Source organism: Marinobacter metalliresistant, from assembly GCF_038098645.1.
GTDB lineage: Bacteria > Pseudomonadota > Gammaproteobacteria > Pseudomonadales > Oleiphilaceae > Marinobacter > Marinobacter metalliresistant.
This window is the reverse complement of record NZ_CP101118.1, coordinates 1,125,475-1,147,230: the sequence shown is the minus strand read 5'-3', so window position 1 is coordinate 1,147,230 and position 21,756 is coordinate 1,125,475. Positions and strand designations below refer to the sequence as shown.

Annotated in this window: 26 protein-coding genes and 3 pseudogenes; 22 read left to right on the top strand and 7 right to left on the bottom strand. The window is 58.7% G+C overall.

Going from position 1 to position 21,756, the window contains the following annotated elements:
- Nucleotides 1-5: 5 nt before the first annotated feature.
- The 10 genes and pseudogenes from NLK58_RS05325 to NLK58_RS05280 all read left to right on the top strand — a co-directional run.
- A complete protein-coding gene (locus NLK58_RS05325) occupies nt 6-791 on the top strand; it encodes a protein phosphatase CheZ (protein ID WP_117620283.1) in 786 nt (261 codons plus the stop codon).
- Between the two features lie 16 nt (nt 792-807).
- Nucleotides 808-2,922 carry a chemotaxis protein CheA gene (locus tag NLK58_RS05320; protein ID WP_117617595.1) on the top strand — a complete coding sequence of 705 codons (2,115 nt, stop codon included), beginning with the start codon at nt 808-810 and terminating at the stop codon, nt 2,920-2,922.
- A 42-nt stretch (nt 2,923-2,964) separates the two neighbouring features.
- On the top strand, nt 2,965-4,134 hold the full coding sequence (locus NLK58_RS05315; protein WP_117617594.1) for a chemotaxis response regulator protein-glutamate methylesterase: 1,170 nt from the start codon (nt 2,965-2,967) through the stop codon (nt 4,132-4,134).
- Nucleotides 4,134-4,874 carry a flagellar motor protein gene (locus tag NLK58_RS05310; protein WP_117617593.1) on the top strand — a complete coding sequence of 247 codons (741 nt, stop codon included), beginning with the start codon at nt 4,134-4,136 and terminating at the stop codon, nt 4,872-4,874. The genes NLK58_RS05315 and NLK58_RS05310 overlap by 1 nt, the downstream gene beginning before the upstream one ends.
- Before the next feature lie 18 nt (nt 4,875-4,892).
- Nucleotides 4,893-5,675 (top strand): flagellar motor protein MotD, encoded by a 783-nt coding sequence (gene motD, locus NLK58_RS05305; RefSeq protein ID WP_117617592.1) that lies wholly within the window; start codon nt 4,893-4,895, stop codon nt 5,673-5,675.
- 194 nt (nt 5,676-5,869) lie between these two features.
- Complete coding sequence (locus NLK58_RS05300) at nt 5,870-6,667, top strand: ParA family protein (protein ID WP_205422269.1); 798 nt, start codon at nt 5,870-5,872, stop codon at nt 6,665-6,667.
- Nucleotides 6,660-7,409: a chemotaxis protein CheW gene (locus NLK58_RS05295; protein WP_117617590.1), complete on the top strand. Its 750-nt coding sequence runs from the start codon at nt 6,660-6,662 to the stop codon at nt 7,407-7,409. Before NLK58_RS05300 ends, NLK58_RS05295 begins: the two co-directional genes overlap by 8 nt.
- Nucleotides 7,410-7,543: 134 nt before the next feature.
- Nucleotides 7,544-8,032: a chemotaxis protein CheW gene (locus NLK58_RS05290; RefSeq protein WP_117617589.1), complete on the top strand. Its 489-nt coding sequence runs from the start codon at nt 7,544-7,546 to the stop codon at nt 8,030-8,032.
- Nucleotides 8,033-8,099: 67 nt separating this feature from the next.
- Nucleotides 8,100-8,492, top strand: a complete 393-nt coding sequence (locus tag NLK58_RS05285; protein ID WP_117617588.1) for a DUF2802 domain-containing protein — start codon at nt 8,100-8,102, stop codon at nt 8,490-8,492.
- 248 nt (nt 8,493-8,740) lie between these two features.
- Nucleotides 8,741-9,009: pseudogene (locus tag NLK58_RS05280) on the top strand (IS630 family transposase); the annotation flags it as partial.
- A 27-nt stretch (nt 9,010-9,036) separates the two neighbouring features.
- Here the strand turns inward: NLK58_RS05280 and NLK58_RS20580 are convergent.
- The 3 genes and pseudogenes from NLK58_RS20580 to NLK58_RS05270 form a co-directional block, all read right to left on the bottom strand.
- Nucleotides 9,037-9,178: pseudogene (locus tag NLK58_RS20580) on the bottom strand (transposase); the annotation flags it as partial.
- A 24-nt stretch (nt 9,179-9,202) separates the two neighbouring features.
- Entirely contained in the window at nt 9,203-9,505 is a 303-nt protein-coding gene (locus NLK58_RS05275) for a type II toxin-antitoxin system RelE/ParE family toxin (protein ID WP_117617587.1), read from the bottom strand.
- Nucleotides 9,499-9,687, bottom strand: a complete 189-nt coding sequence (locus NLK58_RS05270) for a hypothetical protein (protein ID WP_117617586.1) — start codon at nt 9,685-9,687, stop codon at nt 9,499-9,501. Before NLK58_RS05270 ends, NLK58_RS05275 begins: the two co-directional genes overlap by 7 nt.
- A gap of 45 nt (nt 9,688-9,732) precedes the next feature.
- On the opposite strand from NLK58_RS05270, the gene NLK58_RS20575 reads away from it, so the two are divergent.
- Entirely contained in the window at nt 9,733-9,828 is a 96-nt protein-coding gene (locus NLK58_RS20575; protein WP_376788084.1) for a hypothetical protein, read from the top strand.
- Here NLK58_RS20575 and NLK58_RS05265 read toward each other — a convergent pair.
- Nucleotides 9,821-10,021 (bottom strand): hypothetical protein, encoded by a 201-nt coding sequence (locus NLK58_RS05265; protein ID WP_117617585.1) that lies wholly within the window; start codon nt 10,019-10,021, stop codon nt 9,821-9,823. The two genes, NLK58_RS20575 and NLK58_RS05265, sit on opposite strands and share 8 nt — an antisense overlap.
- Before the next feature lie 5 nt (nt 10,022-10,026).
- Nucleotides 10,027-10,323, bottom strand: coding sequence for a BrnT family toxin (locus tag NLK58_RS05260; protein ID WP_117617584.1), 297 nt, complete (start codon nt 10,321-10,323; stop codon nt 10,027-10,029).
- Nucleotides 10,324-10,477: 154 nt separating this feature from the next.
- On the opposite strand from NLK58_RS05260, the pseudogene NLK58_RS05255 reads away from it, so the two are divergent.
- The 3 genes and pseudogenes from NLK58_RS05255 to NLK58_RS05245 all read left to right on the top strand — a co-directional run.
- Nucleotides 10,478-10,597 (top strand): annotated as a pseudogene (locus NLK58_RS05255) (DUF2802 domain-containing protein); the annotation flags it as partial.
- Between the two features lie 26 nt (nt 10,598-10,623).
- Nucleotides 10,624-12,906, top strand: a complete 2,283-nt coding sequence (locus tag NLK58_RS05250; protein ID WP_117617583.1) for an ATPase, T2SS/T4P/T4SS family — start codon at nt 10,624-10,626, stop codon at nt 12,904-12,906.
- Nucleotides 12,903-14,006, top strand: coding sequence for an AAA family ATPase (locus NLK58_RS05245; protein WP_117617582.1), 1,104 nt, complete (start codon nt 12,903-12,905; stop codon nt 14,004-14,006). The genes NLK58_RS05250 and NLK58_RS05245 overlap by 4 nt, the downstream gene beginning before the upstream one ends.
- Here NLK58_RS05245 and NLK58_RS05240 read toward each other — a convergent pair.
- Together NLK58_RS05240 and NLK58_RS05235 are read right to left on the bottom strand one after the other, a co-directional pair.
- Nucleotides 13,992-14,300 carry an EscU/YscU/HrcU family type III secretion system export apparatus switch protein gene (locus tag NLK58_RS05240; RefSeq protein WP_341582205.1) on the bottom strand — a complete coding sequence of 103 codons (309 nt, stop codon included), beginning with the start codon at nt 14,298-14,300 and terminating at the stop codon, nt 13,992-13,994. The genes NLK58_RS05245 and NLK58_RS05240 overlap by 15 nt on opposite strands.
- Nucleotides 14,297-15,673: a flagellar hook-length control protein FliK gene (locus NLK58_RS05235; RefSeq protein WP_227539444.1), complete on the bottom strand. Its 1,377-nt coding sequence runs from the start codon at nt 15,671-15,673 to the stop codon at nt 14,297-14,299. The genes NLK58_RS05240 and NLK58_RS05235 overlap by 4 nt, the downstream gene beginning before the upstream one ends.
- Nucleotides 15,674-15,807: 134 nt before the next feature.
- Between NLK58_RS05235 and ccmA the strand changes: the two genes are divergently transcribed.
- Genes ccmA through NLK58_RS05195 form a run of 8 tightly spaced genes read left to right on the top strand, consistent with a single transcriptional unit; the run spans nt 15,808 to nt 21,728 of the window.
- On the top strand, nt 15,808-16,446 hold the full coding sequence (gene ccmA, locus NLK58_RS05230) for a cytochrome c biogenesis heme-transporting ATPase CcmA (RefSeq protein WP_117617579.1): 639 nt from the start codon (nt 15,808-15,810) through the stop codon (nt 16,444-16,446).
- The gene (ccmB, locus tag NLK58_RS05225) at nt 16,436-17,161 is read left to right on the top strand and encodes a heme exporter protein CcmB (protein WP_117617578.1); all 726 of its coding nucleotides are present in this window, start codon (nt 16,436-16,438) and stop codon (nt 17,159-17,161) included. Before ccmA ends, ccmB begins: the two co-directional genes overlap by 11 nt.
- Before the next feature lie 31 nt (nt 17,162-17,192).
- Entirely contained in the window at nt 17,193-17,936 is a 744-nt protein-coding gene (locus NLK58_RS05220; protein ID WP_341582204.1) for a heme ABC transporter permease, read from the top strand.
- A gap of 3 nt (nt 17,937-17,939) precedes the next feature.
- Nucleotides 17,940-18,179, top strand: a complete 240-nt coding sequence (gene ccmD, locus NLK58_RS05215; RefSeq protein WP_341582203.1) for a heme exporter protein CcmD — start codon at nt 17,940-17,942, stop codon at nt 18,177-18,179.
- Nucleotides 18,180-18,192: 13 nt separating this feature from the next.
- Nucleotides 18,193-18,663, top strand: coding sequence for a cytochrome c maturation protein CcmE (ccmE, locus tag NLK58_RS05210; protein WP_117617575.1), 471 nt, complete (start codon nt 18,193-18,195; stop codon nt 18,661-18,663).
- A gap of 43 nt (nt 18,664-18,706) precedes the next feature.
- The gene (locus NLK58_RS05205; protein ID WP_341582202.1) at nt 18,707-20,713 is read left to right on the top strand and encodes a heme lyase CcmF/NrfE family subunit; all 2,007 of its coding nucleotides are present in this window, start codon (nt 18,707-18,709) and stop codon (nt 20,711-20,713) included.
- Nucleotides 20,710-21,246 carry a DsbE family thiol:disulfide interchange protein gene (locus NLK58_RS05200; protein WP_341582201.1) on the top strand — a complete coding sequence of 179 codons (537 nt, stop codon included), beginning with the start codon at nt 20,710-20,712 and terminating at the stop codon, nt 21,244-21,246. The genes NLK58_RS05205 and NLK58_RS05200 overlap by 4 nt, the downstream gene beginning before the upstream one ends.
- Entirely contained in the window at nt 21,246-21,728 is a 483-nt protein-coding gene (locus tag NLK58_RS05195) for a cytochrome c-type biogenesis protein (RefSeq protein WP_341582200.1), read from the top strand. Before NLK58_RS05200 ends, NLK58_RS05195 begins: the two co-directional genes overlap by 1 nt.
- The last annotated feature ends 28 nt before the right edge of the window (nt 21,729-21,756 follow it).

The following is a 21,756-nucleotide window of genomic DNA, read 5'->3' as shown; positions in this document are numbered from 1 at the left end:
CTCTCATGAGCGATAGCAAAAAGAACCATCGGGGCCTCGAACCAGAGGTGACGGAAAAGCTCCAGCGTCAGGCAACCGAACTGGCTGAAAGCGTCAATGCCGGCGAATATGCCAAAGCCATGACCCTGATCAATGAACTCAGCGAAGTCAGGGATCAGAGTCTGTACCGGGAGGTCGGGCGACTGACCCGAAGCCTGCACGAAGCGATCCGGAACTTTCAGATAGATCCCCGTAACGCTGAACAACAGGAAGCGCTGTCAAAAATGACAGATGCCTCTGACCGTCTCGAATACGTGGTGCATATGACCGGTGAAGCGGCCAACCGGACCATGGATCTGGTCGAGGCAACCATGCCGGTAGCCAACGCACTGAGAGACGAGGCGGCAGCCTTGCGGGACGAGTGGCAACGTTTGCGCCGCAGGGAGATGCAGCCGGCAGAATTTCGCCAGTTGTATGGCCGGATCGACAAGTTCTTCGCTGGCATGGCCACGGACGCGGACACCATGTACAACAATCTCTCGGAAATACTGCTGGCCCAGGATTTCCAGGATCTCACCGGGCAGGTCATCCAGAAAGTCACCACGCTGGTGAAAGAGGTTGAGGAACAGATGCTCAGTCTGGTGGTGATGGCCAGTCATGTTGATCAGCTGACGGGCACCGTGCACCAGATTGATGACCAGGAAGAATCTGCGGAAAAGGGCGTCGGGCCCCAGATCAAGGCCGATGAGCGTGAAGATGTAGTCTCGGGACAGGACGATGTGGATGACCTGTTGTCCAGTCTCGGTTTCTGAATAGAGAGGGTAACGCATGGCGTTTGATGCTGATGACGAGATTTTGCAGGACTTTCTGGTAGAGGCCGGCGAAATACTCGAAAAGCTGTCAGAGCAGTTGGTAGACCTTGAGCAACATCCTGATGACAGTGATCTGCTCAACGCCATCTTCCGTGGTTTCCACACTGTCAAGGGTGGGGCAGGCTTCCTGCAGCTTGATGCTTTGGTCAATTGCTGCCATTCCGCCGAGAACGTGTTCGATATCCTGCGCAATCACAAGCGCAAGGTGGATTCAGAGCTGATGGATGTGGTTCTGGAAGCCCTCGATAACGTCAACGCGATGTTTGAGCAGGTCCGGAACCACGAAGAACTGACGCCCGCCCCCGACGAATTGATTGCAGCGCTCGACGCTCTGGCACGGCCGGAGGTCGAAAGTGTTGCCCCGGCCACCACCCCACAGCAGGAACAAACGACGGAAGACGACCCGACGGAAGACGGGGGCGACATCACCGACGACGAATTCGAGAAGTTGCTGGATGCATTGCATGACGAGCCATCCGGCGCCCCCCCATCGCCGTCCAGCCCCGACGCTGGAGCCGGCAAGAACGAGAGTTCCGGTGATGACGAGATCAGCGATGATGAGTTTGAGGCGCTTCTGGACCAGTTGCATGGCAAAGGTCAGTTTGCCGGTGCGCCTGCCAGGGATGAGACTCCCGGCAAGGAAGACGAAAAACCGTCCCCGAAGACTGAAACCGGCGGCAGCGATGACCTGATCACAGACGATGAATTCGAGAAGCTGCTGGACGATCTCCACGGCAAGGGCGGAAGCCCGACCGTCGGCGGCCAGCCGGCTTCGCCGCAAAAACCGGAGAAGCCGAAAGCCGAGCCACCCAAGGCGGAAAAACCGAAGGAAGAACCGAAATCCGCTGACAGACCGGGCACCAAAGGCGGTGCGGCACCGGCCATGCCATCCAGGGAGCATGCCCCGGCCGCAGAAACCACCGTGCGCGTCGACACCAAGCGCCTGGATGACATCATGAACATGGTGGGCGAGCTGGTGCTGGTTCGGAACCGTTTACAGCGCCTCGGTGCGGCAAGCGAAGACGAACACATGCACAAGGCGGTCTCGAACCTGGATGTGGTAACGACCGATCTTCAGTCTGCCGTGATGCAGACCCGCATGCAGCCGATCAAAAAAGTGTTCGGGCGTTTCCCGCGGGTGGTCCGGGATCTTGCCAGAAGCCTCAAGAAAGAGGTGAATCTGGTGATGCATGGCGAGGAAACCGACCTCGACAAGAACCTGGTGGAGGCACTTTCCGACCCACTGGTGCACCTGGTCCGCAACTCCGTCGATCACGGTATTGAGGCGCCGGATGTCCGGGAAAAGGCCGGCAAGCCGCGCCAGGGCACGGTCACGCTGTCGGCAGAACAGGAAGGCGATCACATCCTGCTGTTCATCGAGGATGATGGGGCCGGTATGGATCCCGAAGTGTTGCGTCGCAAGGCGGTGGAAAAGGGGATTTACGACCAGGATGCAGCTGATCGCCTGACCAATACCGAGTGCTACAACCTGATCTTTGCCGCGGGCTTTTCGACCAAGGATCAGATTTCGGATGTCTCCGGCCGTGGGGTCGGCATGGATGTGGTCAAGACCAAGATTGGCCAGCTCAATGGCCAACTGAGCATTGAGTCGGAGTTGGGTAAAGGGTCGCGAATTGTTATCAAGGTTCCGTTGACGCTCGCGATCATGCCCACCCTGATGATCATGCTCGGCGACCAGTCCTTTGCCTTGCCGCTGGTGAACGTGGTCGAGATTTTCCATCTGGATCTTACCAAAACCAACGTTGTCGACGGCCGGGAATGCATCGTGGTTCGGGAAAAAGTGTTCCCGCTGTTCCACATCAAACGCTGGCTGGTGCGTGACAACGGATCCCGGGAAGCGCCGGAGAATGCCCACGTGGTGATCGTCGCCATGGGCACCAAACAGGTAGGCTTTGTGGTCGACCAGCTGGTCGGGCAGGAAGAGGTGGTGATCAAACCGCTGGGTCGTGCACTCCAGGGTACTCCGGGTATGGCCGGCGCCACGATCACCGGTGATGGTCGAATCGCGCTGATTATTGATGTTCCCAGCCTGCTGCAACACTACGGTTAAGTCGTGACCGGCAGGTGACAATGGAATGGGTAGGAGAAGTGGATGACAGTTTCTGTCCTGGTCGTTGACGATTCAGGGTTTTTTCGAAAACGGCTGACGGAAATCCTGACCAGCTCCGGCCAGATCAAGGTCGTCGGCGCTGCCACCAACGGCCGGGAAGGCGTGGAGCTTGCCGAGAGGCTGCGTCCGGATGTGATAACCATGGATTACGAAATGCCGGTTATGGACGGTATTTCTGCCGTGCGCGAAATCATGCGCAAGCATCCGGTGCCTGTTCTTATGTTTTCCTCGCTCACCTACGAAGGTGCGCGGGTGACCCTGGATGCCCTGGAAGCCGGCGCTGTTGACTTTCTGCCGAAGAATTTCGAGGAAATTGCCAGGGATAACAGTCAACTCCAGAAAATCCTGATCGACCGGGTTCTGGATGTCGCCCGCAGCCGACCTGGCGCCCGTCCGGCTGCTCCGTCCCGGCCCGAAGTGCCATCTCCTGCGGCGCGGGCGCCCGTTGATGCGGCACCGGTTCGCTCCAGGCCTGAACCAACCCTGCGTCCGCGCCACGGCATTCAGGAGCGGGCCCCGGGTGTGGGAGCCACAGGCGAGGCTGAAGTCCCGAGGCGTCATGCCCGCCGGGGCCCCGCCAAACATTACGCGGTGGTCGGCATTGGTACGTCAACGGGCGGGCCGGTGGCGCTGCAGCGGGTACTGACCGCCTTGCCTGCTTCGTTCCCGGCGCCACTGGTGCTGGTCCAGCATATGCCGGCCAGTTTTACGCCGGCGTTTGCCGAGCGGCTGAACAAACTCTGCCGCATAGAGGTTCGGCAAGCAGAAGATGGCGATGTCCTTCGCCCGGGGCTTGCCTTACTGGCGCCCGGCGGTAAACAGATGATGATTGAGAACCGGGGCGGGCAGGCCCGGGTCCGGATCCTGCCAGGTGACGAGCGGCTCAATTACAAGCCTTGCGTAGACGTGACCTTTGGTTCACTGGCCCGGAGTTTCCCGGGCAAGACCCTGGGCGTGATCCTCACCGGCATGGGGTCTGACGGCAAGGAGGGCTGCCGGATGATGAAGCAGAGTGGGTCGGATATCTGGTCCCAGGACGAAAAATCGTCGGTCATTTACGGAATGCCCATGGCCGTTGCCAGGGCAGGATTGACCGATGAAGTTCTGTCACTGGACGAAATCGGGCCGCGGCTGGTGGAAGGTGTCAGCTGATGGATATCCTCAGCCTTCTCGGGGTTGTTCTCGCATTTGCCGCCATACTGGGCGGCAACCTGTTGGAAGGCGGGGCGCTGGGCTCGCTCTTTAATGGCCCCGCGGCGGTGATTGTTGTTGGTGGCACATTCGCCGCGACGATTCTCCAGACCTCGTGGCCCATGCTCAAAAGAGCCTTTACTCAGGTGCGCTGGGTTTTTGTTCCGCCGTTCATCAACATGGAAGATGGCTTGGGGAAAGTCATTGACTGGAGCGTGAAGGCTCGCAAGCAGGGGCTTCTTGGCCTTGAGGGGTTGGCTGAGAGAGAGCCGGAACCGTTTGCCAGGAAAGGGCTGCAGCTGCTGGTGGACGGTGCGGAAACGGAAACCATCCGGGGTGTTATGGAGGTGGATCTGGAATCCCGTGAACAGCGGGATCTCGAGTCCGCCAAGGTGTTTGAGGCCATGGGCGGCTATTCCCCGACCATCGGGATTATCGGTGCGGTCATGGGTCTGATCCAGGTGATGACCAACCTGGAAGATCCTCAGTCACTCGGTAGCGGTATTGCCACGGCCTTTGTTGCGACCATTTACGGTGTCGCCCTGGCGAATCTGCTGTTTTTTCCGGTGGCCAACAAGATGCGCGGCATCGTGCGGGAGCGGACCCGCTACGAGGATATGATGATTGACGGCATTATTGCCATCGCCGAGGGTGAAAACCCGAAATCCATCGAATTGCGGCTGCGGGGCTTCCTGCAGTGAGCATGCGCAGGCCAGACTATGCGGCGCCGTAGGCAACCTAAGGACGATCTGCACAATAAAGAGCGTTGGCTGATTTCCTACGCCGACTTCATCACCCTGCTGTTCGCCTTTTTCGTGGTGATGTACTCGGTTTCGTCCGTGAACGAAGGCAAGTACAAGGTGTTATCTGAAACCCTGACCGGGGTTTTCAACGCGCCCCAGCGGTCCTTCCAGCCCATCGAGATCGGCGACCAGCCTCCGCAGTCTCTGAACGCGCCCGCTGAAAACGTGATACCCCCGGCGGTCACCGAAGCTCCCCGAAACCCGGAAATGGACGCCCAGGCCCGGACCGAGGCCCTGCGTGCCATGGCTGACCAGTTGACCATGGAGTTCGACGAGCTTATCAGCCAGGGTGTGGTGACGCTGGAAACCAGTGACCGTTGGCTTGAGCTGAACCTGCCCAACAGTCTGCTGTTCGGAAGTGGTGATGCCGAACCCCATTACGATGCTTTCGAGGTGGTCGAGAAGATTGCCACAGTCCTGAACAACCGTGATAACGCTGTGAAGGTTGAGGGTTTCACCGACAATTTGCCCATCAGTACGCCCCGTTTCCCTTCCAACTGGGAGCTGTCCGCTGCCCGAGCGGCGGCCGTTATCCGGATGCTGGCCATGGAAGGCATTGAACCGGAGCGCCTTGCCGCGGTCGGTTACGGCCAGTATCAGCCGGTTGCGCGGAATGACACGGAAGAGGGGCGGCGCAGAAACCGGCGGGTGGTGTTGCTGATTTCCCGCGACGCCAGTATCCGGGGTGCCATGCGATAATACCGTTCCTCGGCAGATGCGTATGGTTCCGTTGGCACGGTTCCTGTATTCATTCCCGGTCATAAAAGGCGACGGCAAGAGCTTGCCGGAAATCCCCCTGCTATTCGTTCAAGTTGCCCGGGGGGCTGCCGATAAACGGGACTGTGGCCCCTGTGAATCCGGCCATACCGATGTGTTCTCTGGAGAGTCAAAGCGTGCGAATCTGGGCAGTAGCCAATCAGAAAGGTGGTGTCGGCAAAACCACATCCGTTGTTGCGCTGGGCGGCTTGCTCGCTGAGCGGGGCAAGCGCGTTCTTGTTGTCGATCTGGACCCCCATGGCTCGCTTACCAGCTGGTTCGGATACGATCCGGACACCATCGCCCACAGTGTGTTCGATCTGTTCCAGCATCAGGGCAAAGTCCCCGAGGGGCTGCCGGCCCAGCTGATTACCGAGACCAGTTGCCGGGGGCTGTCCCTGCTGCCGGCCAGCGCTGCACTGGCCACCCTGGAGCGCCGGATGATCGGCGTGGAAGGCATGGGGCTGATTGTCTCCCGGGCGCTGACCCAGCTCTGGGATGATTTCGATTATGTGCTTCTGGATAACACGCCGTCCCTTGGGGTGCTGATGGTCAATGCCCTGGCTGCGGCCCAGCACCTGATCATTCCGGTGCAAACCGAGTTTCTTGCCATCAAGGGCCTTGAGCGAATGCTCCACACGCTCAAGATGATCATGCGTTCCCAGAAGAACGAGCTGGCTTACACCATCGTGCCAACGCTCTACGACCGGCGCACCCAGGCTTCGGTGAAAAGCCTCAATTTGCTACGCAAAACCTACCGGGAATCCCTGTGGCAGTTTGCCATTCCCGTGGATACCAAATTCCGGGATGCCAGCCAGGCTGGTTTGATTCCCTCTGCGCTGGACGCCGAGACGCACGGTGTCCGGGCGTACAGCCATCTCCTTGACGACCTGATGGCCCGGGTAGGGTCCGTGAAGGAGCGTCGGCATGGCTGACGAGAAATTGACAAGGCTGGCGAGCCCTGAATCCGCAATCGCCAGTTATCTTGACGAGTTGCTACATACCGCGACCGATACGGCGTTGCGAGAGGAGGTTGTCGCTCCGGAGAAAACCGCCGAAAAACCGGCGGCTCGGCCAGAGCCGCCCAAACCTTTGCGGGAAAAGCCCGCCGAGGCTGTCCGGCCAGTGGGTCGTCTGGCACCGGAAACTGCCGTGCCGGAACCAAAAGTCGTTGCCACGCCTGAACCAGGGCCGGCCGCGCCACCCTCGCGCCCCGAGTGGTCCGGGCAGCCTTTTGAGTGCCTTATTTTCACCGTCGCCGGGCTGCAACTGGCGGTGCCGCTGATTCTGCTCGGCGCCATCCACCGAATTGAGGAAGAGATCCGGCCGATACCCGGAAGCCCGCGCTGGTATATGGGCATCCGGCCCGACCGGGACCAGAATCTCCGGGTGGTGGATACCGCGGAATGGATTATGGCGGACCGGGCGCCGGCGGATGCCCGCGTCAACTACCGGTTTGTGATCCGGCTTGATAACAGCCAGTGGGGGCTGGCCTGCGACGACGTGGCCCAGTCCTTTACCCTGAGACCCGATGAAGTGCGCTGGCGAACAGCTCGCAGCAAGCGCCCCTGGCTGGCGGGAACCGTGATTAACCAGATGTGCGCGCTTATTGATGTACGCACCATGGCAGACCTGCTGGTGCGGGCCGAGCGGGAGCACCATCTGGATCTGAGCTGACGCAAACAATGGTTACTGAATGAAACCGAGCCATGCTGGCACGGTTTGTGCCCTTAACTATAGTATTGGGCACTGACGATATTTTTTTGACGATCAGGTTGCCCGCCGGGCAGCCCAAGAGGAGACACATCGCTATGGCATCCCCGAGCGGACAAACCAATCAGGCCCAGGGTAATCAGGTACTGCAATACGTTACTTTCCGGCTGGATGATGAGACTTACGGTCTGAACGTCATGCAGATCCAGGAAGTACTGAGATACACCGAGATTGCGCCGGTTCCGGGTGCTCCGGATTACGTGCTCGGCATCATCAACCTTCGGGGTAACGTGGTTACGGTAATCGACACCCGCCGGCGCTTCGGTCTTTCGGATGCGGAGGTGACCGATGCAACCCGGATTGTGGTGATGGAATCGGCCAATCAGGTGATGGGTATCCTGGTGGATTCGGTGGCCGAGGTGGTTTACCTGAAAGCCAGTGAAATTGAGACTGCACCGAACGTGGGTAACGAGGAAAGTGCCAGGTTTATCCAGGGCGTGTGCAACAAGGATGGCGAACTGATCATACTGGTCGAGTTCGACAAGATGCTGTCAGACCACGAGTGGGCGGAAATCGCGGCACTGTAAACCGGAGCACTCCGTTACAGGCCAGATGATGGATGCCTTCCGTGGCAATTAACGGGAGATATCCGTCATGTTTGCAGAAATTCCTTCCTATCTTCCCTGGGCGCTGACTGTTGCCGCCTTGTCTCTGGTGCTCGTTCAGGGGCTGATTCTGGGGCGCCAGGTGCGCAGCCTGAAGGCATCCCTGAAAGAGCGTTGCGACACCCTCGGCCGTGAATTGCATGCCACCACCAGTGGCAGCATGGGGGTGGGGCAGCGCCTTGTGGCCTGCGAGCGCCAACTGCATGAACTGCGGACCACACTGGACGAGATGCGCCAGAACGATCCGCTGCGAATCTCCTACGATGAAGCCTCAAGACTGGTGGATCTCGGTGCCGATATCGACGATCTTATGAACACGTGCGGAATATCCCGTCCCGAGGCCGAGCTGGTGTCAGCACTCAGAAAACGTCAGGCGGCATGATACGAAGCTGTTACGGACGCTGCTGGAGAGAGTTTATTACACCTCAGGGCGGGGAAGTCAGCCATGTTGTTCAGCGGCTGTCTGGCTCCTGCGACACTTTTATCTTCCTGGTTAATTCCCCTGTGTTTTGTCTGTGGCAGGTCTGTATGATCTGTGAACATAAACGGAGTTAAATGTATCGGTTTAGGGACAGGGAGTTAAGGTCAGTGGTTTTCTTTGCAATCTGCCAAGTGTGTAGTGGGTATAGCATAGCCTGCACCAAACCGAAGGAACTTGGGCTGGCGGCCGAGTTGTGGAGTATCTCGGCATTGGCGCGCTATGTGTCCGAACAAGCGGAGCGGTCGGGATTTGCGCGTCTTGCCAGAGCCGGCAAGAGTACGGTTTGGCGAATTCTCGACGAGAACCAGCTCAAGCCCCACAAGATCACCTATTACCTGGAGAAGCGCGATCCCGACTTCAACCGGAAGATGCATGAGTATTGATGGTCTACCGGGAGTACGCCGTTAAATCAATCCACTTGACTCAGTAATATGCCGGAGCAGATGGCGCTTGCGTTTGCCCCCTTGGGGGGGTGTCTGCGAATAACCATGCCCGGCGTCCCAGGGCAAATGGACGGATGTCGTTTCGGCCAGGGCATTGCGGATCTTCAGGTCTTCATGTTCGCAGTAACCGATCAGGTACAACCAGGCCCGCTTTGGCGGGCTCGTACGTTATTGCTCCCTCGGAATATCCTCCGGCTCTACATGCCGTCGTTTATGAATCACGGCCAGCACTTCAATGAGATGATCAGATTTGATCTCGTAAAGAATCCGGTAGGAGTAAAGGCCCAGTTCTCGCACGGCGCCTTCGTTCAATTCCGGCACCTTGTGCCCCTTGCGGGGCAATTCATCCAGGCCAATGGTTTTCTGAACCAGCTCTTCACTGACGCGCTTGGCATAAAGCGGCGAATCTTCAGCGATGTATTGGCAGATATGATGAAGTTGGGCTTTGGCGTGAGCCGTCCACTTCACCATGTTTGAATTTCCTTGAGCACCTCTTCAGCCGGTTGGGTTTTGCCTTCGGCGGCATCCTGCTGGCCGCGCCGGATATTCTCCAGCACATAGAGTCGGTACATAATCTCTTCGGTGTCGGCGTTGTCAGGCATGCGCTCGATGGCATCCAATGCTTCTTGTTTCGCGGTATGAGCTTGCTGCACGATTGAACCTCCTTTACGGGGCGGCAACGGAATAATGCCAGCGTGATGGTTAAAGTTGGTAACGGCAATGTTACAAGCCATGAACGTGTTAGTGGGTATATGACTCCAGCAGAAAAAGCTCTGGGATTCCCTTTTACTTAACCCCTTCAATCAAGGCAATGTCTTTCTTCAGCAGGTCATTGACCAGAGTGTTTAATTCAACGCCTTTGGCTTTGGCCTTCTCTGAAAAATAGTCCAGCACCTCAGCTTCCAGGTAAACAGGCAAATTCTTTTTCGCGTTTGGATTAAAAAATTTACCACGTTCGCCTTTTGAAAAATCATACTCTTCACGCATAGAGATCACCCTTGTTCGTACTGCCGAATCTCGTGTTTCGTGGCTGGCCGCGCTGAGATCAGACGGATGGTCACGGCATCTTCATTGGCGTTGCGGAAAGTGTGTACCACAACCAAATAATGCTGCCCGACGATTTGACCAAGCGTTACCCAGCGGTCCTCTGTCTCGCTGGATTCCTCATCATCAAAAACCGTTAAGGCCATCGGATCATCGAAGACCTTGGTGGCTTCCTCAAAGGTTACACCATGCTTACGAGCATTGACGTGCGCTTTGTTGGGATCCCATTCAAAATTATATTGCATTTAGCAACCCTTAGCTGCTTTTAGTTGCCTGTGCTTCCAGTACCCATCATGAACACTCGTTCTGGTGAATATTTCATGAAAACCTCTGTCTCGCCCAACTTTATTGAGAGAGTCTAACATCGGGTGAGGTTCCAGCTACCCTGACAGAGGGGGCGACGAAGCCTCGAGACTGGTTGATCTCGGTGCCGATATCGACGATCTTATGAACACGTGCGGAATATCCCGTCCCGAGGCCGAGCTGGTGTCAGTACTCAGAAAACGTCAGGCGGCCTGATATAAAGCTGTTACGGACGCTGCTGAATGAAGAGAGTTTACACGAGGGCCCTTGAGGCCCTCCGATCTGTATCCCGCCATGATTTTGTTTCCGGTTCCGATCTGGTTCCCTCAATCACCGGGCACTCCATCCCCCGCGAGGAAACCGTCAGTCATATCCTGTCCCTGATCCCCGAGATCGAACCGGATCAGGTGGTGATGCATGTCGGCGGCGGCTCCGGGTATCTTGCCGCAGTGCTCTCTGAGCTGGCCCATCGGGTGGTTTACCTGGAGAAAAATGCGGTTGTTGCGGAAGCCGCCCGGGAGCGGTTTTTCCGTCTTGGCATGCACAATGTGGACGTTCTGGTTGCCAGCGTGGAAGAGGCTCCGGAGCCTGACCAGCTGTGCGATCTTGTCCTGTGCACCACGTTTATCAAAGAGCGCAATCCTCTGGCTCGTTTCCTTCGGGAAGGGGGGCACCTGGTTTGCCTTGAGGGTCGTGCCGGTCCGGTGCCGAGTCTGGCCATGTTTGTGAAGCGTGATGCCCGGCTGGAACGGGTCCGGACTCTTGGTTGGGTCGACTTCAACCGCAATGTGGAACAGATTCTGATTGATCAGGGCGTCGTGGATGACAAGGTCCTGGCCGAGGCGAAAGCGGAAGCGGCGAAACAGAATTGCCGGGTACTTGATGTTCTCCGGCGCAAACTGAATCTTGAAGAAATTGATCTGTACCGCTCCCTCGCACGGCAGCGGGGCATGACCTTCACCGACGCGGATGAACTCCTTCCGGATCTCCACCCTGCGCTGTTCCGACGCTTCTCCCGGACCTTTCTGGACCTGTCACGGCTGATTCCTGTCGCCCAGGACGATGGAACGATCACCGTTGTGACCGATGATCCGGACGCGCGCACGGACCAGCTCGAGCGCCTCAGCTCAAATCAGGTGATCGATTGCCTGCTGGTGACACCGACGGATTTCCGTCGCATCTGGTCGGCCCTGGACCTGACGGTCAAGGGCAGTCATTTCGCCGCGAACCATGGTGCCTGCACCGATCCCAAGCCTGAGGCGGGAGAGTGCAATGATCAGTTGCTTTGCAGCGACGCCAAAAACAGGCACATCAGTCCCTATCTGGTGTCGGTCTATGAGGCGATCCTGCTGGATGCTGTAAGTGAAAAAGCCAGCGACATTCATATAGAACAATACGGAGAGCGGATTCGCATACGCCTCAGGGTAGACGGCGACCTCCACGATCTGCCCCAGTACCAGTTGTCGCCCCGGGAAATCAAAGGGGTGATCAACGTGATCAAGCTTCGGGCGGAACTGAACATCGCTGAACACCGGCTCCCGCAGGGTGGCCGTTCACGGCTGCAACTGGGTGACATGGCCTACGACCTGCGCATCCAGACCCAGCCGTCGCTCCATGGCGAACACGCTATCATCCGCTTGTTACCCCAAACCGGGCGCGCCATGACCATTGCCGAACTCGGCATGTCGCCGGTGATCGGTGGACGTTATCAGCGCTTGCTGGATAACCCGGCAGGACTGGTTCTGGTCGTGGGACCTACGGGGTCTGGCAAATCGACCACGCTCTATGCCGGACTGCAGACCCTGGCCGATGACGGCCGCCGGAAAGTGATCACGGTGGAAGATCCGATTGAGTACTCTATCGATAACATCCAGCAAACCCGGGTGCGCTCGGAGATAGGTTTTGGTTTTGCCGATGCCATGAGAGCGTTTGTCCGCGAGGATCCGGATGTCATTCTCGTTGGCGAAATCCGCGATCAGGAAACCGCACTGGAGGCAATCAGGGCCTCGCAGACCGGGCATGTGGTGTTGTCGACGCTGCATTGTAATGACGCAGTGGATTCCTTGCAGCGCCTTTACGATCTTGGTGTTCACCCGAACTCCATTGCCGGTGAGTTGCTGGCGGTAATTGCCCAGCGCCTGGCCAAGCGAATCTGTACGCACTGCCGCAAACCTGCCAGGCCCGACCCGGTGATTCTGTCCGAGATGTTTCCGGACGGTCCGCCGGCAAATTTCCGGTGTTTTGAGGGCGCCGGCTGTGACAAATGCAACGGCCGGGGTACCCGGGGCCGGGTGGCGATCGTGGAATATATGGAAGTTGATTCCGATATCCGTAATGCGATTTCCTGCCAGCCGCCGATCGGAGAGCTTCGCTGGCGGGCCCTGGATGCCGGTCTGATTACCATGCGGGACAGTGCGCTGGACCATGTCATTGAAGGCATTATCCCGCTTTCGGAATTGCCACGGATCCTTCCCAGAGAGCGTATGGCGCCAGAAGTTCGCGGCGGCCGGAGGAGTCAGGAATGAGCACCAGGAATCAGGCAATCAAGGCCGTGCAGCGTGAGCCCGCAGAAGTTGTGTACGCTCAGGAGCTGGAGAACCTGAAAGGGATGGATCATGGCCCGGTGCCACCTGGCTGGCAGATGTCACCCCGTGCTGTGGAAAAGTTTGTGAGGGGGGATGAAAAGCTGGGCATCGAACGAAAGTTCGTCGCCGACCGTGCCATGGTGGTCCGGACCATCATTTCCCTGTGTACCAGCCGCGGGTGCCTCCTGGTAGGGGAGCCGGGGACGGCCAAATCCTGGCTTTCCGAATTGTTGTCGGCCGCCATATCCGGCAGCTCCACCCTGACACTCCAGGGCGGGGCAGTCAGCCATGTCGGGCAGTTGCTGTATAGCTGGAACGAATCCGTTCTGCATAACGAAGGGCCCTGCCTCAAAGCGCTGGTGCCAAGCCCCTTGTTGCGGGGAATGATGGAAGGACGGATGGTCCGCTTCGAGGAGATTGCCCGTTGCCCCCAGGCGCTGCAGGATGCGCTGCTGTCCGTACTGTCTGACCGGGTGGTGGTGATTCCGGAACTGGCTGGCGAGGAAGGCGTGGTTCTGGCGCGGGAAGGGTTTAATGTCATTGCCACCTCGAACAGTGTCGATCAGGATGTTCACCGGATGAGTGCCGCCCTGAAACGACGAATGGACTTCGAGGAAATTCGCCCGATTCGCAACCTGTCGGATGAAATGGACGTAGTACTCCGTGAGGTCCGGAAAGCCAATGTCCGGGCAGGCGTCGAACTGGACCTTGATGAACCGGTGATCGAGATTCTGGTGACCATGTTCCACGAGCTGCGCAACGGTCAGACTCTCGATGGCCGCAGTACTGATCGTCTGGCGGGCTCGGCCCTGTCCACCGCCGAAGCGGTCTCCGTGGCCCACGCGGCGAGCCTGAATGCCTGGTATTACGGCGGCGGCAGCATGACGGTTGAGCTGCTGATGCACCATATCATTGGCTCAGCCCTCAAGGATCAACCGGAAGATCGCCGCCGGCTGAGGCATTATTTCGAGACAGCCGTTGCGCCCCGGCGCGGTGGCAACTGGCAGCAGGCCTGGGCGCTCCGTTCACTGATCCACTGAGGCATCCGGTTTCCTGTCGTCCGGCGTAACCCCCCGGATATGGAAGGCAAATGCCAGAATTTCGGCGATAACCCGGTACAGCGCCTCGGGGATTTCCTCGTTAAGGGACAGTCGGGCCAGGATGCTTGCCAGTTCGGCGTTCTCATACAGCGGAACGTTATGCTCCCGGGCGATGCGGATGATTTCCTCCGCCAGTTCGTGGGTGCCGGTTGCGCTGATGGTGGGGGCTTTGTCGCCATCGTATTTGAGTGCGACGGCGGCCCTGGTGTCCGTGTGCTGTGTTTCTGAAGTCATGCCCGGGTATCCACCAGTCTGTGTTCAAGCCGGGTGACGCTGCTAAGGGGTGTTCCGCGGCGGCACTCCAGGTCCGTCACTTCCAGCCCGAGGTCTGCCAGACTCCGCCTCAGTACGGGGAGCTCCTGGTTCACCCGTCGCAGCGTCGTCTGTTTCTCCGCCCAGACCCGGGCGCTGACCGCCTGCTGTCGCAAAGCGACGTCAAAATGAAGCGGGCCGGCCTCATCCAGATCCATCGCCAGTGCAAGCCGCCATTCGGTGGTAGCCGGCGTCGCGGATTTCCGTTCCGACTCCTTGTCCTCCGAATATTGTTCAATTCGCAGTTGCGCCAGCCTGGGCTCGTTCTGGGGGGTCAGCCAGGGCAGATCCAATAGCAGGGTAGCGGTTGGCGCTGCGGCATCACTACCGCCCCGGGCTGTCAGCACCTGACTGTGCAACTGATTCACCGTAATGCGGTTGAGCATCCCTGCCAGCAGACGGAGCATCTGCCCGACACCGGGTGGCTCGCCGTCTCCGGACGCCTGGGGCGTCGCCAGAGGTTGTGGAAATTGCAGGGGTGCCTGCATTAATCCGGGTGTTGATATGGGTGTCAAACGGTTGAACTGTTCCGGAGTGCTGCCCTGCTGCGCCAGCAATGCGGTAATTACCCTGCCAAGGGCCAGTTTGAGATCCGGGAGTTGGGCAGCGGGCGTCCGGGACAGGCGGGATTCGGCAAACAGGCCACTTTCGGAAAGCCATTGCCGAACCTGCTGTGGTGTTGCAGCCTGACCGCCAGTGCCGGGTGCCAGACTGGCTCCCGAGGGAAGCCTTGCCACCAGCTGTTCGATCGCCTGCCGGGCGGCCTCCGGGAGGGGTTGGGTCAGCCGTGGTGAAGGCAACTGGCCGGGCAGCGGGTCCTGCTTCAGGCCCTGGGTCAGGGTGCCCATAAGTTTTGCCAGACCGGTGTCGAGCGTTTGCTGCCAGGGCAATCGCTGGGCCAGGGCCCGGGCAATGCCTGCTTCGGGAGCCGGCGCCAGTTTGCCCATTAGCTGAAGCTCGTTACCCGCCCGCATCACCTTTACCCAGTCACCTGGCGAGAGCTCGGTTTTACCGATAGTTGCCTGAACCAGAAGGGATTTGCCACGAATATCCAGCAACACATCGGCACTGCTTCCGCTTTGCCGGTTCACGATCTCCGCAACTCGGGCCAGGGTGGTTTCCCGGTTTGCCAGCTGGATCTGGGCCAGCAGTTGTCTGGCTGACGCGGCGACGGGCTCGCGGCTGACTTCTGTGGTGCCGGCTGGCCGGGCCGTCTGGGGTGCCGGCTGGGCAGGAGGAGTAGGAGGCTGTTGTCCGCTGGGTAGTTTCATCGTCGCTGATTTGATGTTGGACAAGAGTAATCCGCAAGCTATTTCGTTATAATACGCCGCGCCGGCCGGCCATGCGCGAATAATGGCGCATCCGCCGTCTCTGTCACGAATGCACCCGATGCCGTACACACGCGCATCGTCCTGGTTACGGGGCCCTAATGTCTGAGCCGTTATTACAGGCTGTCGATCTGCAGTGCGAACGGGACGAACGGATCCTTTTCCGTGACCTGTCGTTCTCCATACTGCCCGGTACAGTTACCCGTGTCGAGGGTCCCAACGGCTCCGGCAAGACCACCCTGCTGCGAATGCTGGCTGGCCTGAACGATGCCTGGTCCGGCGAGCTTCTATGGTGTGGCAGGCCAAGGTCCGGCCAGCGGGAAGAATTCTTCAGAAATTCCCTGTACCTTGGCCATCGGCCGGGCATCAAGCCGTTGCTGACGCCAGTGGAAAATCTTCGGGCACTGACGTCCGGGCGACGCCCTGTGCCAGACCCGGTGCTGCGCCAGGCACTTGAGGGCACCGGGCTGGCCGGCTTTCAGGACGTGCCCTGCCGGAATCTTTCAGCCGGCCAGCAACGGCGCGTGGCCCTGGCGAGACTGCTGATAGCCGACGAACCGCTGTGGTTGCTGGATGAAGTTTTTACCGCGATTGACGCGGACGGCGTTAGCGCAATTGAAAATCTACTGCGGCAGCGCGCCGCCGAAGGTGGTGCAGTGGTCGTGACGACCCACCACGATCTCCGGATGCCGGGAATGCAGCGTATTGTTCTGGGTGGAGGATCATCTGATGAATGCTGATGTCCGACCCGTTCTGAAGCTGCGGGATGATACAGTAGGAGCCCTGGCGGCAATGCGGGGCGTCTTTGGCCGGGACCTGAAGGTGGCTTTCCGGCAACGACAGGATTTGCTGAATCCGTTATTGTTCTTTGTCATGGTTGTAACCCTTTTCCCCCTCGGGGTTAGCCCGGAAGTGTCATTTCTGCGGGAGGCCGGTGCCGGTATCCTGTGGGTAGCTGCGCTGCTTTCGGTATTACTTTCGCTGGATCATCTGTTCCGGCATGATTTTGATGACGGCACGCTGGAGCAACTGGTGCTCCAGCCTCAGCCCCTGTTTCTCCTGGTGTTGGCGAAAACCATGGCGCACTGGGTGTTAACGGGGTTGCCGCTGGTGATACTGACGCCGGTTCTTGGCGTCATGGTGCATCTTGACGGGAACTCCATCGGAGTTTTGTGTCTAACTTTGCTGATCGGAACGCCGGTGCTGAGTCTGATTGGTTCAATTGGTGCAGCCCTGACCCTGGGGTTACGTTCGGCAGGGGTGCTGTTGTCCCTGCTGATCATTCCGCTGTACATTCCGGTCCTGATTTTTGGTACCGGGACAGTGGCCGCCGCGGCGGAAGGAGCCCAGGTCGGTGCCTACGTGGCCCTGATGGGGGCATGTCTGGTGCTGGCGCTGACGCTGGCGCCCTTTGCATCGGCTGCAGCGCTGCGTATCAGCCTGTCTAACGGCTAAAACAAGGTAACGGTAGGACGGTGACTATCTGATGTGGCAATTTTTTCACAAGCTGGGTTCTCCCAAATGGTTCTTCGGGATTGCAACCCGGTTGATGCCCTGGCTGCTGGCGGGCGGCATACTCCTGTTGATGGCGGGCATTGTCTGGGGGCTGGCATTCGCACCCAGGGATTATCTTCAGGGCAACAGTTACCGGATTATTTTTATCCACGTACCGACCGCCTTTCTTGCCCAGTCCGTTTACATCATGATGGCCGTAGCGGCGGTGGTGACCCTGGTATGGCGCATGAAGCTGGCGGATGTTTTCATTAAGGCGGTGGCACCGGTAGGGCTGGTATTAACGTTCCTTGCGCTGTTTACCGGAGCTGTCTGGGGCAGGCCGACCTGGGGAACCTGGTGGATCTGGGACGCCCGGCTGACATCCATGCTGATCCTGCTGTTTCTTTATGGCGGCGTGATTGCCCTGGACCGGGCCATCAATGATGAAAAGTCGGCGGCCCGGGCGGTGGCTATTCTCGTACTGGTCGGGGTAGTGAATATCCCGATTATCAAATACTCCGTGGAGTGGTGGAATACCCTGCACCAGCCGGCTACCTTCAAGCTGACTGAAAAGCCCTCAATGCCCCCGGACATGTGGGTTCCGTTGCTGCTTTCGGTTCTTGGCCTGTATCTGCTGTTTGGCTGGCTGGCCTGTTTACGGATGCAGACAGAGATTCTGCTCCGCGAGCAGCGAACTCGCTGGGTAAAAGAGTATGTTATGGTCGGGAGGGGCTGATGTATGGCGTTTGAATCCTTTTCGGCATTTCTGGTGATGGGAGGCCACGGACCCTATGTCTGGGCCTGTTATGGTGTCTTCTTCATCCTGATGGTCGCGATGATGGTCTGGTCTGTACTCCGCCGCAAGGCAGCGATTGAATCCTGCCGGCGCGGTTATGAGCTTCAGGCTGGCAGGAGCGAACAACAGGCTGTCCGCGGCTCTGCGGCTTCCTTCACCCGCGTAAACGTTTCCCACGACTGATGGCAGGTATCTGATGCATCCGATCCGAAAAAAACGCCTGACTATTGTCCTGTTCCTGCTAGTGGGGCTGGGCATCGCTGTAGCGTTGACAACCTATGCCCTGCGCCAGAACATCAACCTGTTCTATGACCCCAGCCAGATCTCCGCCGGTGAAGCGCCGGTGGATGTCAGAATCCGGGCGGGCGGAATGGTCGAGGAGGGATCGGTGGTGAGGGATCCGGACAGCCTCACGGTCGAGTTCCGGGTCACCGATTTCAACGCTTCGGTACCGGTTGAATACACCGGGATCCTGCCGGATCTGTTTGCCGAAGGGCAGGGCGTGGTTGCCATGGGCAGACTGGATAATTACGGCCGCTTTGTGGCCGATCAGGTTCTGGCCAAACACGATGAGAATTACATGCCGCCGGAAGTCGCTGATGCGCTGGAGAAGGCATCAAAAGGCCAGAACAAGGCCAGTGAGAGTGCGAAAACTGTATCCTATTGAACTTAAACGCTTCACCTAACAGCCTGGTTTCTGGAGGGCTTTGATGTATCCCGAACTCGGACAGCTTGCACTGATACTCGCGCTGTTGTTGGCAGTGCTCCTTTCCGTAGTACCCCTGACGGGGTCCCTGACTGGCAGAGACAATCTTCAGGCATTTGCCAGGCCTCTGGCGGCCGGCATGTTTGTCTTTGTTGGCCTTGCCTTCGCTGTGCTGACCCACGCTTTTGTGACAGACGACTTTTCAGTGGCCTACGTTGCCAACAACAGCAACAGCATGCTGCCCTGGTATTTCAAGTTCAGTGCCGTCTGGGGCGGCCATGAGGGCTCGCTGCTGCTCTGGATATTCATGCTCTCAGGCTGGACGCTGGCCGTGGCAATCTTCAGTCGTCGACTGCCTTCGGTGATGATTTCTCAGGTGCTTTCAGTCCTGGGTATGGTCAGCGTCGGATTCCTGTTGTTCATCGTGGTCACCTCGAACCCGTTTGATCGCCTGCTGCCCAACGTGCCCGCAGACGGGGCGGACCTTAATCCGTTGCTCCAGGATTTGGGCCTTATCATTCATCCTCCCATGCTCTATATGGGGTATGTGGGTTTTGCCATAGCCTTTGCCTTTGCGATTGCGGCGTTGATCAACGGCCGCCTCGATGCTGCCTGGGCACGCTGGTCACGGCCCTGGACTACCGTCGCCTGGGCCTTCCTTTCCCTTGGCATCGCTCTGGGCAGTTGGTGGGCCTACTATGAGCTTGGCTGGGGTGGCTGGTGGTTCTGGGACCCGGTGGAAAATGCGTCGCTGTTGCCCTGGTTGTCGGGCACCGCGTTGATGCACTCGCTGGCGGTCACTGAAAAACGGGGCGTATTCAAGAGCTGGACCGTGCTGTTGGCGATTGTCACTTTCGTCCTCAGTCTGCTGGGTACCTTCCTGGTCCGTTCGGGAGTACTGACCTCCGTTCATGCCTTTGCCTCCGATCCTGAGCGGGGTACCTTCCTGCTCGCGCTGCTGGCGGTAACCGTAATTGGCAGCCTGGCGCTCTATGCGTTTCGGGCGCCGGTGGTGCATGTCCGTTCCCGTTATGGGTCGCTGTCCCGGGAAATCTTCCTGCTGCTGAATAACGTGCTGCTGGTTTCAGCCACGCTGCTGGTGGCCGTTGGCACGCTTTACCCGCTGGTTCTTGATTACCTGGAACTTGGCAAACTGTCGATCGGTGAGCCGTTCTTCAACCTCACCTTCAGCCCGCTGGCCGTGGCGACCGGCCTGTTGCTGGGTGCCGGGATATTCTCCCGCTGGAAGAAGACCGACGGTGGCTGGCTGGCACGCAAACTGTTGTGGCCCCTGGCGGTCAGCGTTATCGCCAGTACTGTCGTGGTGACCGGCTACGGCGGCTTCAGACCCTGGGCATTCCTGGGTGTGTTTGCCGCCATGTGGGTAACCGTTGCTACTTTCTGGGACCTGTGGGACAAGTCGTCCTCCAGAAAAGGTCGCATCCACGGCCTCAGGCGCCAGTCCCGCAGCTACTACGGCATGGTGCTCGGCCACCTGGGCCTGGCGATTACCATGGCAGGGGCCACGGTGGTGTCCAACTACGGCATTGAGCGGGATGTTCGCATGGTGCCCGGCGATGTGGCGATCGTGGGTGATTACCAGTTTGTATTCAAGGACATCGGCGAGCGTCGCGGAGCCAATTTCACCGCTCAGTACGGCAGTTTTGATGTGATGCTGGACGGTGAGCCCATCGCCGAGCTGCATCCTGAAAAGCGCCAGTACTCCGTTGGCATGAGCGTGATGACGGAAGCGGACATCGATGCCGGCCTGTTCCGGGACATTTTCGTGGCCATTGGCGAACGCATTTCCGACGATGCCTGGGCCATCCGTCTGCAATACAAGCCGCTGGTGCGCTGGCTCTGGTTGGGCGCGCTCTTCATGGCGGCCGGAGGCTTCCTGGCCATTTCCGATCGCCGTTACCGGATCCGGGAGCGGGCAGAGGAGAAGGCCGGCACCGGTTCGCCCGTTACAGATGCTGGCTCGGCACGCCCTGCAGGAGCCGTATCATGAAGCGGTTCCTGCTCTTTCTCCCGTTACTCGTTGCCGTCGTGATTGGCGTAGTGCTGTTTGCAGGCATCGGCAGGGACCCCACCAAACTGGAGTCGGCACTGATTGGCAAACCAGTCCCTGAGTTCAGCCTGCCGGATCTGCACAACCCCGATGCCATGCTGGATCAGAGCCTGTTTCGCGGTCGGGTTACCCTGTTGAATGTGTGGGGCACCTGGTGTCCGGCCTGCCGGGATGAACACGATGATCTGATCTGGCTGGCGGAAGAAAAAGGCGTGACCATCATCGGCCTCAACTACAAGGACAACCGTGAAGATGCCCTGGTCTGGCTCGACCGTCTCGGTGATCCATACCGGGACATTATCTACGACCCGAGGGGAACACTCGGGTTTGATCTGGGCGTTTACGGTGCCCCCGAGACTTTCGTCATTGATGCCGGGGGCATTGTTCGCTACCGCCACGTTGGTGTGATCAATGAGGCGGTCTGGGAACAGGCATTGCAACCGGTGATCAACGAATTGCAGGGGAATGGCTGATGCCGAGGATTGTTTTTCTTGCCCTGGCGGTTCTGATCTCCGGGGTAGCAGCTGCGGAGGTGGCTGACGTCTATGATTTCGGGGACCGGGCCCAGGAACAGCGGTATCAGAATCTGATCGCCGAGCTGCGCTGCCCGAAATGCCAGAACCAGAATATCGCCGACTCCAGCGCGCCGATCGCCAGGGATATGCGGGATGAGGTCTACCGAATGATGAAGGACGGTGCCGGCAATGACGAGATTGTCGAGGCGCTGGTCGGGCGTTTTGGTGAGTTCGTGCGCTATAAACCGGAGTTCGACAGCCGCACGTTCCTGCTCTGGGCGACACCAGTGATCGGCGTATTCGGTGGGTTGTTGGCCGTGGCTGTCGTGATTATCCGCTCCCGGCGGCGGGCAGGAGCTGAAAATCCCGCGCTCAGCGCTGAAGAGAAAGCCCGTGTAGCCAGGATGCTGGCAGAGAAGGAACAGGACGGAACCTCCTGAAATTTTGCCCTCTGGCTTTCACACCGTT